Source organism: Achromobacter deleyi, assembly GCF_013116765.2.
GTDB lineage: Bacteria > Pseudomonadota > Gammaproteobacteria > Burkholderiales > Burkholderiaceae_B > Achromobacter > Achromobacter deleyi_A.
The window spans coordinates 5,563,830-5,577,963 of sequence record NZ_CP074375.1 but is presented as its reverse complement, the minus strand read 5'-3'; the positions used below and the strand labels follow the sequence as shown (position 1 = coordinate 5,577,963).

Annotated in this window: 13 protein-coding genes; 2 read left to right on the top strand and 11 right to left on the bottom strand. The window is 66.2% G+C overall.

Translation table 11 applies throughout. The features are described from left to right. Nucleotides 1-23: 23 nt before the first annotated feature. On the bottom strand, nt 24-617 hold the full coding sequence (locus tag HLG70_RS25315) for a putative 2OG-Fe(II) oxygenase (RefSeq protein WP_171662854.1): 594 nt from the start codon (nt 615-617) through the stop codon (nt 24-26). A gap of 136 nt (nt 618-753) precedes the next feature. Continuing rightward, nucleotides 754-1,593, bottom strand: coding sequence for an IclR family transcriptional regulator (locus tag HLG70_RS25310; RefSeq protein ID WP_171662855.1), 840 nt, complete (start codon nt 1,591-1,593; stop codon nt 754-756). A gap of 159 nt (nt 1,594-1,752) precedes the next feature. On the opposite strand from HLG70_RS25310, the gene HLG70_RS25305 reads away from it, so the two are divergent. After that, nucleotides 1,753-2,742 carry a Bug family tripartite tricarboxylate transporter substrate binding protein gene (locus HLG70_RS25305; RefSeq protein ID WP_171662856.1) on the top strand — a complete coding sequence of 330 codons (990 nt, stop codon included), beginning with the start codon at nt 1,753-1,755 and terminating at the stop codon, nt 2,740-2,742. Nucleotides 2,743-2,809: 67 nt separating this feature from the next. Beyond that, the gene (locus HLG70_RS25300; protein WP_171662857.1) at nt 2,810-5,161 is read left to right on the top strand and encodes a cytochrome P450/oxidoreductase; all 2,352 of its coding nucleotides are present in this window, start codon (nt 2,810-2,812) and stop codon (nt 5,159-5,161) included. Between the two features lie 84 nt (nt 5,162-5,245). On the opposite strand, the gene HLG70_RS25295 is transcribed toward HLG70_RS25300, so the two are convergent. From HLG70_RS25295 to HLG70_RS25255, 9 genes are all read right to left on the bottom strand, one after another. Next, a complete protein-coding gene (locus tag HLG70_RS25295; protein ID WP_171662858.1) occupies nt 5,246-6,550 on the bottom strand; it encodes an ABC transporter substrate-binding protein in 1,305 nt (434 codons plus the stop codon). A 36-nt stretch (nt 6,551-6,586) separates the two neighbouring features. Beyond that, entirely contained in the window at nt 6,587-7,711 is a 1,125-nt protein-coding gene (locus tag HLG70_RS25290; RefSeq protein ID WP_171662859.1) for a zinc-dependent alcohol dehydrogenase family protein, read from the bottom strand. 76 nt (nt 7,712-7,787) lie between these two features. Further along, nucleotides 7,788-8,540 (bottom strand): glucose 1-dehydrogenase, encoded by a 753-nt coding sequence (locus HLG70_RS25285; protein ID WP_171662860.1) that lies wholly within the window; start codon nt 8,538-8,540, stop codon nt 7,788-7,790. A gap of 27 nt (nt 8,541-8,567) precedes the next feature. Then, nucleotides 8,568-10,004: an aldehyde dehydrogenase family protein gene (locus HLG70_RS25280; protein ID WP_171662861.1), complete on the bottom strand. Its 1,437-nt coding sequence runs from the start codon at nt 10,002-10,004 to the stop codon at nt 8,568-8,570. Further along, a complete protein-coding gene (locus tag HLG70_RS25275; protein WP_171662862.1) occupies nt 10,001-10,678 on the bottom strand; it encodes an ABC transporter ATP-binding protein in 678 nt (225 codons plus the stop codon). The genes HLG70_RS25280 and HLG70_RS25275 overlap by 4 nt, the downstream gene beginning before the upstream one ends. Nucleotides 10,679-10,681: 3 nt before the next feature. Further along, on the bottom strand, nt 10,682-11,422 hold the full coding sequence (locus tag HLG70_RS25270; protein WP_171662863.1) for an ABC transporter ATP-binding protein: 741 nt from the start codon (nt 11,420-11,422) through the stop codon (nt 10,682-10,684). A gap of 2 nt (nt 11,423-11,424) precedes the next feature. Beyond that, the gene (locus tag HLG70_RS25265; RefSeq protein WP_171662864.1) at nt 11,425-12,405 is read right to left on the bottom strand and encodes a branched-chain amino acid ABC transporter permease; all 981 of its coding nucleotides are present in this window, start codon (nt 12,403-12,405) and stop codon (nt 11,425-11,427) included. Continuing rightward, nucleotides 12,405-13,310, bottom strand: a complete 906-nt coding sequence (locus HLG70_RS25260) for a branched-chain amino acid ABC transporter permease (protein WP_171662865.1) — start codon at nt 13,308-13,310, stop codon at nt 12,405-12,407. The genes HLG70_RS25265 and HLG70_RS25260 overlap by 1 nt, the downstream gene beginning before the upstream one ends. Before the next feature lie 247 nt (nt 13,311-13,557). Further along, complete coding sequence (locus HLG70_RS25255; protein ID WP_171662866.1) at nt 13,558-14,130, bottom strand: electron transporter SenC; 573 nt, start codon at nt 14,128-14,130, stop codon at nt 13,558-13,560. Nucleotides 14,131-14,134 lie beyond the last annotated feature (4 nt).

The window sequence follows — 14,134 nt, the reverse complement described above, 5'->3', positions numbered from 1 at the left end:
AAATATTCGATATTTAGGCTGTTTCAGGCCGATCTTTCGTATTTGACGCTGCCCGCAACGACTCGCCTTGTTACATTATCTGTATTTGGAGTCGTGTAGTGCATGAGATAACGGGGGAACATAATCAGGTCACCTTCGCGCGGCTGGATAATATTCACCAGCGCGTGCCGCGGGACCACAAATCCGCCCCGGCCCACCGTGCCTCTCGGGTCCATCAATACCAATTGGCCACTACCGTCCTTAGGCATGGTCAGGTAATAGACAAATGCCAGGTCGGAGCCTTCGTGATAATGCGCGTGCACCGCGTCTTTGGCTTGACCTGAGCGCTGGACGACGAACCACATCGTGTGATGGCGTTCTGCCTGATATATCTGTTCGCCGTAAACTTCTTTGGCGTAGTTGTCGCATTCCGCCAACAGCAATTCGCGTATCGCCTTTAGCTGGGGGTTGCGCGTACGCTTGAAAATACCCGTGTCGTAGCGGGTATACAGGGTTTCGAGCGTGGCCGACCGTCTTTCGTCATTCAGCAGCCGGCTTTGGTTCTGTTCCGAATACGCTTGCAGTGCTTCATGCAGATCCGTACCCACCTGGCCGCTTTCGCGCAGGTTGTAATGCATGATCGGAGTAGGCCACAACCATTGGATTTCGCGGGACATGGATAAGCAGAGGCAGTTGGGCGGCGCGCCTTTCGCGCCGCTACATACCTAACTTATCCGCCCGGCAGGAATCCGGTTTAGGGGTGCCGCGAAAAATTCACGCTACCGCATGTCCCAGCGCCACGCTGGCCGCCAGCGCCTCTTTCTTCACCGCCGCCACCACCGGCCCGTCCAGCGACACGTCGAACCCGCCCGTCGCGCCCAGGGCCGTCAGCACCGCGCACGGCCGGCCGGTGTGGTCATAGAGCGGCGCCGACACGGCGCTGATGCCGCGCAGGTTCGTGTCCTTCACGGTGGCGCAGCCAGCGGCCCGCACTTCGCGGCGCAAGGCGCCTATCGGGTCGTCGCGGTCCAGCAAGGCCCGCATCTCGGGCGGCGCCCCGGCCAGCTCGGCCTGCGCCAGCGCCTCTACCGGGGCTTCGTCCAGCGCGCCCAGGAATGCGCGGCCGGTGGCCGACCACAGCATCGACAGCACCGACCCCACGCGCACGTTCACCGTCACCGGCAGGCCAGGCTCCTCGAACCGGACGATGGTCGGCCCCTTGTTGCCCATGACCGCGATGAAGCAGGTCACGGCCAGGCTCTCGCGCAGGCGGATGAGGGCCGGCTCGCCTATCCGCAAGGGATCGGCCTGGCGCATGGCGGCCACGCCGACGAACAGGGCTTCCAGCCCCAGGTGGTACTGCTGCGTGGCCACTTCCTGGTCGACCAGGCCTTCGGCGATCAGGCTCATCAGATAGCGGTGCACCTTGGCCGGACTTTCGTTGACGTGGGCGGCCAGCGCGGTGAGGCTGGCGCGCCCGCCCAGGCGGGCCAGGCCCTTGAGCACCGTCATGCCGGTCTCGGCGGCCTGCACCCGCTGGCGGCGCTCGCGCGGGCGCGCCGGCTCCGGAGCGGAATCAAGGGCGGATTCGGGCGGAACGGGGGCTTGGCTCATAGGGGAAGTGCAATTCCGGAAAGGACGTGGGCACGCAGGCTCTGGCTCTGAAGCGAGGGACGGGGCCAAGGTTAACCCTTCTTGAAAAATTACGCATTGCGTATATGATTTACGCAAATGAAGGGGTGCCATCAAGCCACCCCAATATGGAGACTGCCTATGCGCACCTTGAAACACCATGTCCTGGCCGGCCTGTTGGCCCTGCCCCTGCTGGCCTGTGCCAGCGCGTCCGCCCAGCAGCCGGCCGCCGCATATCCGTCCAAGCCCGTGCGCTGGATCGTGCCTTACGCCGCCGGCGGCGGGTCCGACTTCCTGGCGCGCAGCATCGGCCAAGGTCTGACCGGTCGCCTGGGCCAGCCTGTCGTGATCGAGAACAAGCCGGGCGGCAACACCGCCATCGCGGCCTCCGAGACCGCGCGCGCCCCGGCCGACGGCTACACGATGCTGTCCGCCGACAACGGCACCCTGGTGTTCAATCCCGCGCTGTACAAGCAGCTGTCGTATGACCCGGCGAAGGATCTCGCGCCCGTCACGCTGATGGGGCGCTTCCCGATGATCCTGGTCGTCGGTCCGTCCATGAAGGTCAACACCGTGCAGGAATTCCTGGCCGAGGCCAAGAGCCGCAAGGAAGGGCTGGACTACGGTTCGGCCGGGGCCGGCAGCCCGCATCACCTGGCCATGGAACTGCTGAAGGTCGAATCCGGCCTGACCCTGACGCATGTGCCCTATCGCGGCGCGTCGCCGGCGCTGGCCGATGTGGCCGGCGGCCAGATTCCCGCGATGATGGTGGACCTGGCCGCGGGCGCCGGCTTCATCAACGGCGGCAAGGTGAAGGCCCTGGCCGTCGCCAATCCCACCCGCCTGCCCCAATTGCCCGACGTGCCGACCTTCGCGGAAATCGGCCTGAAGAACGTGGAAGCCGCCGCTCAGGTAGGCGTGGTGGTGCCCGCGGGCACGCCGCAGCCGGTCATCGACGCGCTGAACAAGCAGGTCGTGGCCACCATCAACGACCCGGCCACGCGCCAGCGCCTGGTGGAGTTCGGCATCGAGCCCGTGGGCAATACGCCCGCGCAGTACGCCGAATTGCTGACGAGCGAGCGCGCCCGCTGGCAAAAGCTCATCAGCGACCTACGCATCACGCTGGACTGAGCGCCCCTGGCCTGCCGCCCGCCCAGGCGCGCGGCAGGCCCGCAAGACGAACACACGGAAAGATCCCATGAGCCAAGCACCCACCTCCCCGCGCCCCTCGGGCTGTCCCATCGACCACGCCGCGCTGTCGGCCGCACAGGGTCCGACCGGCTGTCCGGTCAGCGCGCGCGCCGCGGAGTTCGATCCCTTCGGCGACGGTTACCAGCAGGATCCGCCCGAGTACGTGCGCTGGGCGCGCGACCAGGAACCGGTGTTCTACAGCCCCAAGCTGGGCTACTGGGTGGTGACGCGCTACGAGGACATCAAGGCGATCTTCCGCGACAACATCACGTTCAGCCCGTCCATCGCGCTGGAGAAGATCACGCCGACCGGGCCCGAGGCCAACGCGGTGCTGGAATCCTATGGCTACGCCATGAACCGCACGCTGGTGAACGAGGACGAGCCCGCCCACATGCCGCGCCGGCGCGTGCTGATGGACCCGTTCACGCCCGAGGAACTGAAGCATCATGAACCCATGGTGCGCCGCCTGACGCGCGAGTACGTGGACCGCTTCGTCAACGACGGACGCGCCGACCTGGTCGACCAGATGCTGTGGGAGGTCCCCCTGACCGTGGCGCTGCATTTCCTGGGCGTGCCCGAAGAAGACATGGACCTGCTGCGCCAATACTCCATCGCGCACACCGTCAACACCTGGGGCCGCCCCAAGCCCGAAGAGCAGGTGGCCGTGGCGCACGCGGTAGGCAACTTCTGGCAGCTCGCCGGCAAGATTCTGGACAAGATGCGGCAGGACCCCTCCGGCCCGGGCTGGATGCAATACGGCCTGCGCAAGCAGCAGACGCACCCCGAGGTCGTGACCGACTCGTACCTGCACTCCATGATGATGGCCGGCATCGTGGCCGCGCATGAAACCACCGCCAACGCGTCGGCCAATGCCATCAAGCTGCTGTTGCAGCACCCGGACGCCTGGCGCGAGATCTGCGAAGACCCCGACCTGATACCCAACGCGGTCGAGGAATGCCTGCGCCACAATGGTTCGGTGGCCGCCTGGCGGCGCCTGGCCACGCGCGACGTGGAGATCGCCGGCATCGCCATTCCGGCCGGTTCCAAGCTGCTGATCGTGACATCGTCCGCCAACCACGACGAAGGCCAGTTCGCCGATGCCGACCTGTTCGACATCCGCCGCGAGAACGCCAGCGATCAGCTCACCTTCGGCTATGGATCGCACCAGTGCATGGGCAAGAACCTGGCGCGCATGGAAATGCAGATCTTCCTGGAAGAGCTGACGCGCCGCCTGCCGCACCTGAAGCTGTCCGAGCAGTCCTTCACTTACGTCCCCAACACCTCATTCCGCGGGCCTGAACACCTGTGGGTGCAATGGGATCCGCAACGCAACCCGGAGCGCGCCGACCCTGCCCTGCTGGATGGCCAGCACCCGGTGCGCATCGGCGAGCCTTCGTCTCACGCCATCACCCGCCCGGTCGTGGTGCAAAGCGCCGTCCTGGCCGCCGACGGCATCCTGCGCCTGCGTCTGGCCTCGCCCGACGGCAAGCCCCTGCCCCGCTGGACGCCCGGTTCGCACATCGACGTGGAGTGCGGCGACACCGGCTTGTCGCGCCAGTACTCGCTTTGCGGAGACCCGGCAGAGGCCGGCGTGTTCGAGATCGCCGTGCTGAAGGAAACCGATGGCCGCGGCGGCTCCGCCTGGATGCACGAGCATGCCCTGCCCGGCGCGCGCCTGCGCATCCGCGGCCCGCGCAATCACTTCCGGCTGAACGAAGCCGCCGGCAAACTCATCCTGATCGCGGGCGGCATCGGCATCACGCCCATCAGCGCCATGGCGCGCCGCGCCCGGGAACTTGGCCTCGATTACCAGCTGCATTACAGCGGCCGTTCGCGCCGCAGCATGGCGCTGCTGGACGAACTGGCGCAGTTGCACGGCGCCCGCCTGCACCTGCACATCAAGGACGAAGGCCGGCGCGCGGACTACACAGCTTTGCTTGCCGCGCCCGAGGCCGGCACGCAGATCTATGCCTGCGGCCCGCAAAACCTGCTGGACGCGCTGGCCGGCTGTTGCGCCGCGTGGCCGGAAGACACGCTGCGCGTAGAGCATTTTCATTCCACGCTGGGCACGCTGGACCCGACCAAGGAACAGGCATTCGAAGCGGTCCTGAAGGATTCCGGCATCGTCATCACGGTGCCGGCCGGCCAGACCCTGCTGACCGCGCTGCGCGGCGCCAATATCGACGTGCAGAGCGATTGCGAGGAAGGCCTTTGCGGCTCTTGCGAAGTGCGCGTGCTGGAAGGCGACATCGACCACCGCGACGTGGTGCTCACGCGCGCCGAACGCGAGGCCAACACCAAGATGATGGCCTGCTGCTCGCGCGCCTGCGGGGGCAAGAAGATCGTGCTGGAACTGTAGGGAACACCGGTAAAAAAATGCCCCGGCGGTTCACGCCGGGGCCATCCCTGCACCACACACTGCTGCTTGCTCAAACCAACCCGGTCAGTTCGCGAAAACCTTGATCTGGTCGCTCTTCAACACGTCCGGAGTCAGGTTCTTCTCGATCCATTCCATCGACGTGTCCGTCACGCCCGGCGTGACCAGCTCGGCCGGGATGATGGTGATGTCCGCCAGCACCTTGAACGGGTACTTGTCGCTCTTCCTGGTCACGCCGAACATCTGCGCTTCCAGGCCCTGGCCGTCGGCCCGGTGCATCTTCACTTCGCGGCCATAACCCTTGAAGCTCACGTCATGCATGGCGGCCGCCACTTGTTCCGGGGTGGGCCAGGCGCCGCCGTTGTCCTTGATGGCTTTCTCGTAGCCGGCCTTCAGGCCCTGGATGCCCTGCACCATGTGATAGACCGAGTAGATCGGATAGGCGCCGGTCTTGTCGTGGAATTTCTTCACGAAGGCCTGGTGCTGCGGATCATCCTTGGTTTCCGGATGCAGGAAGTAGTGATCGCCGCGGGCGCCGACCAGCACGCCTTCGGGCAGCGCGTTGCCCAGGCGTTCCAGCGAGCTTTCCGCCAGCGACAGCACGAAGGTGGAGTTCTTGAACAGGTTGCGCTGCGACGCCTGGCGCACGAAGTTGTCCAGGTCCCCGCCCCAGGAAGTGGAGACGATGACGTCCGGGCGCAGCGCCTGCAGGCGGCTGATCTCGGTGGAGAAGTCGGCGGCGCCGAACTTGGGGAACATCTCGGCCACGACCTTGACGTCGGGCTTGAACTTCTTCAGCGCGGCCAGGAAGATGTCGCGCGAATCGCGGCCCCAGGCGTAGTCCTGGTTGACGATGGCGATGGTCTTGAAGTCGGGCTTGACCTTCATCAGGTACAGCACCTGAGCAACCATCTCAGTGGTGGCGTTGGCTTGCGTGCGCACCACATACTTGTACTTCTTGCCCTCCAGCGCCTTTTCCGTGCCGCAGTCCCACATCACGTTCAGCACCTTCAGGTCCTCGGCCACGGGCGCGACGATGTTGCAGTGACCGCTGGAGATGGCCGACAGCATGACGCGCGTGCCACCTTCGGCCAGGCGGCGGTATTCGGACAACAGCTTCTCGCCGCCGCCGCCTTCGTCGATGTAGCTGGGCACCAGCTTCACGCCGTCGATGCCGCCATTGGCGTTGATGTCCTGGATCAGGATGTCGGCCGCATCGCGGGCCGGCACGCCGAACACCGAGGCTGAGCCCGACAGGAAGGTCGAGATGCCGATGTTCAGTTCCTTGGGCTTGTCCGCGGCGCCGGCCAGCGCCGTGTAGCCCGACAGCAGGGTGGCGCCCAGCAGGGCAGCCAGTCTTGAGGTTTTCATGGTTTTGTCTCCGGTGTTGTAGTCGGGTCTGTGCCCTTAGAAAACGATGGCGTCGCGCAGGCTGCCGCCGGTGGCGAGGTGATCGAACCCCTCGTTGATCTGGTCGAGCGAAAACGATCTGCCCATCATCCTGTCCACCGGCAGGCGGCCGGCCTTGTACAGGTCGATGTAGCGGCTGATGTCGATGGCGGGTACGCCGGAACCCAGGTAGCTGCCCCGGATCTCGCGCTCCTCGCCCACCATCTGCGACAGCGACAGCGGAAAGCTGAATTTGGGGTTGGGCAGGCCGGACGTCACCGTGGCGCCACCGCGGCGGGTCAGTTTGTAGGCGGCTTCAAAGGCAGGCACCGCGCCGGCCATGTCGAAACCGTAGTCCACGCGCCCGCCCGCCAGGTCCAGGAGGTCATCGTCCGACTTCACCTGCTTCGGGTTGACGACATGGGTGGCGCCCAGGTCCTTGGCCAGCGCCAGCTTTTCATCGCTGAGGTCGATGGCGACGACGCGGCGGGCGCCGGCGGCCACCGCCGCCAGCAAGGCGCTCAGGCCCACGCCGCCCAACCCGACGATGGCGGCCGTATCCCCCGTCTTGATCCGCGCGCGGTTGATGACGGCGCCCGCGCCGGTCAGCACCGCGCAGCCGAACAGCGCGGCCTCGCGGTGGCTGAGTTCGACGTGGACCTTGACGCATGAGCGCCGCGACACCACCGCGTATTCCGCAAAGCAGGACACGCCGGTGTGGTGGTTGATGTATTCGTCGCCGATGTGCAGGCGGCGCTCGCCGCTCAGCAGGGTGCCCTGGGTATTGGCGACGGCGCCCGGCTCGCACAGCGCGGGCCGGCCTTCCATGCAGGGATTGCAGCAGCCGCAGCTGGGCACGAACACCATGGCGACATGGTCGCCCGGCTTCAGGTCCGTCACGCCAGGACCGGCTTCGACGACCTCGCCGGAGGATTCGTGCCCCAGCACCATGGGCACGCCGCGCGGCCGGTCGCCGTTGATGACCGACAGGTCGGAATGGCAGAGCCCGGCCGCCTTGATCCTCACCAGCACTTCGCCAAAGCCCGGCGGATCCAGCTCGATCTCCGCGATGCTCAAAGGCCGGGTCTGGGCATAGGGGCCTTGCACCCCCACTTCCCGCAACAATGCCGCTCTGATTTTCATGCGCCTGTATCCACAGAAAGATTAGGAAAGCCCCGGCCCAGGGCCCGTACACGCCAAGAGAAGCCTCGCGCGGGGCCTAGACCGTGCGCCCGCCGTCCACGGGAAACTCCACGCCGGTGATGAATTCCGCGGCGTCGCTCGCCAGGAACAGGGCGGCGGCGGCCACGTCCGAGGGCTGGCAGAAGCGGCCCAGCGGAATCGTCGACACGAACTTGGCGCGGTTCTCCGGCGTGTCCGGCAACCCCATGAAGAGTTCGAACATGCCGGTGATGCCCATCACCGGGCAGATGGCGTTGACGCGGATGCCGTCGGCGCCGAGCTCCACCGCCATGGATTTGGACAGCACGTTGACCGCGCCCTTGGACGCGTTGTACCAGCTGAGTCCCGGGCGCGGCCGGATGCCGGCGGTGGAGCCGATGTTCAGGATCACGCCGCGCTTCTGCTGGCGCATGACGGGCACCACGGCCTGCGCCATGTGATAGATGGATTTCACGTTGATGTCGAACATGCGGTCGAACATGGCCTCGTCCACATCCAGCATGGGCTGGTTCTTGTGGGTGATGGCGGCGTTGTTGACCACGATGTCGACCGAGCCGAATTTTTCCCGGCAGACGCGCACGACGTTGTCGATGTCGGCCCGGCTGGACACGTCGGCCTTGACGGCCAGCGCGGCCGCGCCCACTTCCGCCGCCACCCGGTCCGCGGCCTCCTTGTTGATGTCGGCGATGACGACCTTGGCGCCTTCCTTGGCGTACAGCTTGACGATGCCCTCGCCAAAACCGCTGCCCCCGCCCGTGACGATCGCTACCTTGCCTTGCAACTGGCTCATTTCCTGTCTCCGTAGGGTGCCTGGCGATCATTCGCCATAGAATTGGATCAGCGTCTTGGTCGTGCTCATTTCTTCCAGGGCAATGAAGCCCTTCTCGCGACCGTGCCCGCTTTTCTTCACGCCGCCGAACGGCAGCTCCACGCCGCCGCCGGCGCCGAATCCATTGATGTAGACCTGGCCGCACTTGATCCCGCGCGCGACGCGCTGCTGGCGTCCGCCGTTCTCGGTCCAGACGGCGCCCAGGAGGCCGTAGTCCGTGGCGTTGGCCAGCCGGATGGCTTCAGCCTCGTCCACGAACGGCAGCGCCACCAGCACCGGCCCGAAGATCTCCTGGGTCAGCAGATCGCTGTCGTGGCTGGCGGCGCTGAACAGCGTCGGCTTGACGAAGTAGCCGCCCCTGGGCACGCCGTCGGCGATGCCGCCTTCCGCCGCCACCGTCAGGCCGTCGGACAGTCCCTTGGCGATGTAGTGGTTGACGCGGTCGAACTGCGCCTTGTTGACCACCGGGCCGCAGGTCAGGTCCATGTCCGGCGTGCCCGCGCGCACCTTGGAGAATTCCGCCGCCAACGCCTTCATGAAGTCCGCGTAGATGCCTTGCTGGACCAGCAGGCGGCTGCCCGCCGTGCAGGTCTGCCCGGTGTTGTGGACGATGCCCTTGACGATGGCGGGAATGGCCAGCTTGTAGTTGGCGTCGTCGAACACGATGTGCGCGGACTTTCCGCCCAGTTCGAGCACGCACTTGACGGCGTTGACCGCGGCGGCCTGCTGGATCAGCACGCCGACCTCGTTGGAGCCCGTGAAGGTGATGAAGTTGATGCCGGGATGGCGCGACAGGGCGGCGCCCGCCTCTTCGCCCAGGCCCGTCACGATGTTCAGCGCGCCGGCTGGGAAACCCACTTCCAGCGCCAGTTCGGCCACCCGGATGATGGACAGGCAGGCGTCCTCGGCCGGCTTGACGACGGCGGCGTTGCCCATGGCCAGCGCCGGCGCCACGCTGCGGCCGAACATCTGCGCAGGATAGTTCCACGGAATGATGTGGGCGGTGACGCCCAGCGGCTCGCGGATCAGCTGGACCGAGTAGTCCTTCTGGAAGGGAATCGTCTGGCCATGCACCTTGTCGGCGGCGCCGCCGTAGAACTCGAAATAGCGCGCCAGCACGGTAATGTCGCCCCGGGCGGTGGACATCGGCTTGCCGGTGTCGCGCGATTCCAGCCGGGCCAGTTCTTCGTGGTGCGCCAGCACGCTCTCGCCCAGGCGCAGCAGCAGCCGCCCGCGCTCCAGCGCGGTCATCCGGCCCCAGTCGCCGTCCAGCGCGTCGCGCGCCGCCTGCACGGCCGCGTTCACGTCGGCCTGCTGGCCGCGCGGAATGGTCGTGAACACCTCGCCGTCAACCGGCGATACCACCTCGATCGTACGCCCGTCGCGGGCATCGACCTGGCGGCCGTCGATAATCATCTGCGTCATTGAAAGTCTCCGTGGGGTCTGTTCAGCGTGATCGAACCGCGCTCGATCGTCCATATCTGGTCGGGGATGTCGCCCAGCAACTTCACGTTGGACTCGGTGATCACCACGCACAGGTCCGGCTGCAGCTCCTTGAGCCGCGCCAGCGCTTCGGTGTAGTCGCGTGCAAGCTTGGGCGCGAGGCCCTGGAAGGGCTCGTCCAGCATCAGCAGCCGCGTGCCCACCATGATGGCGCGCGCCAGCGCCACCATCTTTCCCTGGCCGCCCGACAGCGCGGAACCCGAGCGCTTGAGCATGGGTTCAAGCTGCGGCACCACTTTGAGCACGGTGGCGACGCGGGCCTGGATTTCAGCCTTGGACTGGCCCTGCACTTCGCAGGGCAGATGCAGGTTCTCTTCCACCGTCATGGTGGGAAATATCACGCGATCCTCGGGCGCGTAGCCTACCTTCATGGCCGCCCGCTTGTGGCCGGGCTGCCCGGTCAGGTCGGTGCCGTCAAAGGCGATCTTTCCGGACTTGATCCGGGTCAGGCCCATGATCGCGCGCAGCAGCGTGGTCTTGCCCGCGCCATTGCGCCCGACGATGCCGATGGTCTTGGATGCCTCGAAGCTGGCGCTGACATCGCGCAGGATGCGATTGCCCGCCAGGTCGACGTTGATGGCCGATAGATTCAGCATGGTTCAGGCCCCCAGCACTTCGCTTTTGATCTGCGCGTTGTTCAAGACTTCTTGGGGCGAGCCGTCCGCGGCCACCTTGCCCGCGATCCAGGCCGCCACCCGCGTGGCATAGCGCGACACGATGTCCACGTCGTGCTCGACGAACCAGCTCGTCACGCGCCGTTCGTCCAGCGCGTGCATCACCGTCTCCATCAGCGCGAACTTGTCTTCGGAGGCCACGCCGCTGGTGGGCTCGTCCATGATCAGCAGCTTGGGGCGCAGCGCCAGCGCCATGGCCACATCCAGCAGCTTGCGCTTGCCTTCGGGCAGCTCGATGGAGGCCTCGTCGGCCTCGGGCAGCAGCCCCACCAGGTCCAGCGTGGCGTCCACTTCGCGCTCGTCGATGGTGCTTTCCAGCGACCGGAACCAGCTCAGTTCCTTGTTGCGGCGGGCCGCCGCGATCTGCACGCATTGGCGCACGGTGTGCTCGGTGAAGAGCTGCGGCAACTGGAAGGAGCGGCCCAGCCCCAGGCGCACGATCTTGCGCGGCGCCATGGCGGTGACGTCCTTGCCGTCGAAGTACACCTTGCCCTTGGCGGGCGCCAGATAGCCCGTGCAGATGTTGATGAAGGTCGTCTTGCCCGCGCCGTTCTGCCCGATCACCGCCAGGCGCTCCCCTTCATGCAGCTCGAAATTGATGTTGTCGGCGGCGACCACGCCGCCGAAGGCCAGGTAGAGATCCGTGGTTTGAATGAGGGGTTTCATCATCAGTTCCTTGCCGGGGCCTGCACCCGGGCCTGCGTGCGGCGCTGGGCCCGGTCCTGCGCCTTGACGCGCTTCATGATCTGCCCGACGAAACCCGTGGGGAACATGAAGATCACCAGGATCAGCGTCAGGCCAAGCAGGAACTGCCACAGTCCCGGGAAGTACGCCGCCGACACCAGCTTGACGGTCTCGAATCCCACCGCGCCCAGGAAGGCCCCGGCGGCATGGCCCGCCCCGCCCAGGATGGTGATGAACACGAACTCGCCCGAGCGCAGCCAGGACCCTATTTCCGGCGTGACCAGCCCCTGCATCAGGGCCAGGATGGCGCCGGAGAATCCGACCACCACGGCCGACAGCAGATACCCCTTCCACATGATGAAGTAGGCGGAAAAGCCCAGGTACTCGATGCGCGTCTCGTTGGTCTTGATGGCCGACAGGGCCTGGCCACTGCCCGAGCGGAAGTAGCGCTGCACCCACCAGGCCAGCGCCAGCGACAGCACCAGCGTCAGCACCAGCAGCGCCCGCTCGAAGGACTCGCGCTCCATGGCGATGCCCGCCATGGTGGGACGCACGATGCGCATGCCGTCGGAGCCGCCCGTGAGCGTATAGAGCTTGCCCAGCAGCGCGAACAGCACCATGCTCAGCGCCAGGTTCAGCATGCCGAAGAAGATGCCGCGGTAGCGCACCACGAACAGGCCGATGACGACGGCGGCCGCGAAGCTGGCGGCAACGCCCGCGAGGATCAGCGCCAGCGCGTCGGCGCCCGGCATGGCGCGGGCAAGAAAGGCCACGGTGTAGGCCGAGATGCAGGAGAACATCGCGTGGCCGAACGAGATCTGGCCGGCGCGCGCCATCACCGACACGCCCAGGGCGGCAATCGCATAGGTCAGGCCGATGACGATAGGCGTGATGGTCCAGGAATAGGTGTAGCCAAGAAACAGCGTGGCCAGCGCGGCCAGGAGGCTCAGGACGGCGACTTTCATCAGATCGTCCTCGCTTGAGCCACGGTGAACAGGCCGTGCGGCCGGATGATCAGCACCAGCACCATGATGATGTAGGGCACCGCCACTTCCAGTTCGGGCGCCGCGTACACGGCGATGGCGCGGATGATGCCGATCAGCAGCGCCGCGATGAGCGCGCCGGTGATCTGCCCCAGGCCCGCGGTGGCGACCACCGCAAAGGACAGGACCGTCATGTCCGTGCCCGCGCCCGGCACCAGCGAGGTCGTGGGCGCGGCCAGCGCGCCGCCCAACGCACCCAGGATGGTCGCGATCACGAAGGTGACGTAGCCGATCTTCTTGGCGTTGATGCCCAGCGAGGTCGCGACCTCGCGGTTGTGCGTGGTGGCGACCGTCTGCTTGCCCAGCTTGGTGTGGCGCAGGAAATACTCCAGGCACACATAGGCCAGCAACGCGGTGACCGGCACCACCACCAGCTGGTAGGTGGTGTAGGTGATGTCGCCGATCTCGATATTGCCCAGCCGGTTCACGACTTCGCTGGCGCTATAGGGCTGGGCGCCCCACAGCAGGCGCTGGATGTCTTCCAGCATCAGGAAGCCGCCGAAGGTGATCAGCAGCTTGAGGATGGGATCGTAATTCTGGGCGCGGCGGATCAGCACGAATTCCATGATGCTGCCCAGCGCCAGCCCGACCGCGATGGCGGCGACGAACAGCGCGGCGAACAGCAGCAACGGGGAATCGGTCTTGGGCGCCAGGAACATGACGAGGCTGGCGGCGGCATAGCCGCCAAATGCATAGAAGGCGCCGTGGGCGACATTCAATATGCCCATCACGCCGAACACCAGGGTCAGTCCCATGGATACCAGGAACAGCAGGCTGGCGTACGCCACGCCGTCCACCAGGGCGAGAGGCAGTAGATCCAAGGTCAAGCGTCTTCTCCCAATACGCTGAGCACGGCCGCGGCGGCATCGAATACGCCACAAGGCGTGCGGGCTTGCGCCCTGGGCGCGCCCGTCGCGCCCTTGTCTCTTCATGAACCTTGCCGTGCCCCGCCGAAGTGCATTTGGCAAGGTACGGAAGGCGCTTTTTTTGGCTTGGTTCGCCAGCCCCGGAACTGGCGACTGGCGGACCCGCCTGTGTATGTTTGCGAAGTATAGGTATGCGTTTATCGGCTACCTATTTATCTTTGTGCAAACCGGGGTTAACAAGCGATAGAGTGGCCGCCGGCCGCGGGTTTTCCTCAAGCATCGCCGCCAGCGGCGCGCGTGTCTGATAGTCGGGGATAATCCGGATCTGCGCCTCATCCGGCAGCTGGACATAACGGCCTAGCCCATCCGGCGCGAGCGCGCCGACGTCGAGCCGGGCCAGGCGAACGCCGGCCGCGTCGCGCACCTCGATGCGCAATCGCGGCGGGTTCAAGCCATAGGTTTCTCCGGCTTGCGGCGCCAGCACGCGGTCGCTGCGGGCCTGGGAGAACAGCGCTACGAAAGCGCCGGCGTCGAACCCCTGCGCCCGCCCTTGCGGCGACGCGCTCCAGCCTTGCGGGCCGCGCGTCAGGATCAAGGAACCACCAGCCGTGGCCAGCGTCACCTGCGCGGCCTGAGCCGCGTCCCACGCGTACAGCCGCGCGGGCTTGCCGCTGTCATCATGCAGATGCGCATGGCCGCCATGCGCGGCCGGCGGCCCGGCCGCCTCATGCCATTGCCACGCCGACAGCGCGATGCCCGCCGCCAGCAGCAAGGGCCACATGACA

Excerpts from the sequence above, each read along its gene's own strand:
- HLG70_RS25315 (WP_171662854.1), bottom strand. The coding sequence starts at position 617 with ATGCATTACAACCTGCGCGAAAGCGGCCAGGTGGGTACGGATCTGCAT.
- HLG70_RS25310 (WP_171662855.1), bottom strand. The coding sequence starts at position 1,593 with ATGAGCCAAGCCCCCGTTCCGCCCGAATCCGCCCTTGATTCCGCTCCG.
- HLG70_RS25305 (WP_171662856.1), top strand. The coding sequence starts at position 1,753 with ATGCGCACCTTGAAACACCATGTCCTGGCCGGCCTGTTGGCCCTGCCC.
- HLG70_RS25300 (WP_171662857.1), top strand. The coding sequence starts at position 2,810 with ATGAGCCAAGCACCCACCTCCCCGCGCCCCTCGGGCTGTCCCATCGAC.
- HLG70_RS25295 (WP_171662858.1), bottom strand. The coding sequence starts at position 6,550 with ATGAAAACCTCAAGACTGGCTGCCCTGCTGGGCGCCACCCTGCTGTCG.
- HLG70_RS25290 (WP_171662859.1), bottom strand. The coding sequence starts at position 7,711 with ATGAAAATCAGAGCGGCATTGTTGCGGGAAGTGGGGGTGCAAGGCCCC.
- HLG70_RS25285 (WP_171662860.1), bottom strand. The coding sequence starts at position 8,540 with ATGAGCCAGTTGCAAGGCAAGGTAGCGATCGTCACGGGCGGGGGCAGC.
- HLG70_RS25280 (WP_171662861.1), bottom strand. The coding sequence starts at position 10,004 with ATGACGCAGATGATTATCGACGGCCGCCAGGTCGATGCCCGCGACGGG.
- HLG70_RS25275 (WP_171662862.1), bottom strand. The coding sequence starts at position 10,678 with ATGCTGAATCTATCGGCCATCAACGTCGACCTGGCGGGCAATCGCATC.
- HLG70_RS25270 (WP_171662863.1), bottom strand. The coding sequence starts at position 11,422 with ATGAAACCCCTCATTCAAACCACGGATCTCTACCTGGCCTTCGGCGGC.
- HLG70_RS25265 (WP_171662864.1), bottom strand. The coding sequence starts at position 12,405 with ATGAAAGTCGCCGTCCTGAGCCTCCTGGCCGCGCTGGCCACGCTGTTT.
- HLG70_RS25255 (WP_171662866.1), bottom strand. The coding sequence starts at position 14,130 with ATGTGGCCCTTGCTGCTGGCGGCGGGCATCGCGCTGTCGGCGTGGCAA.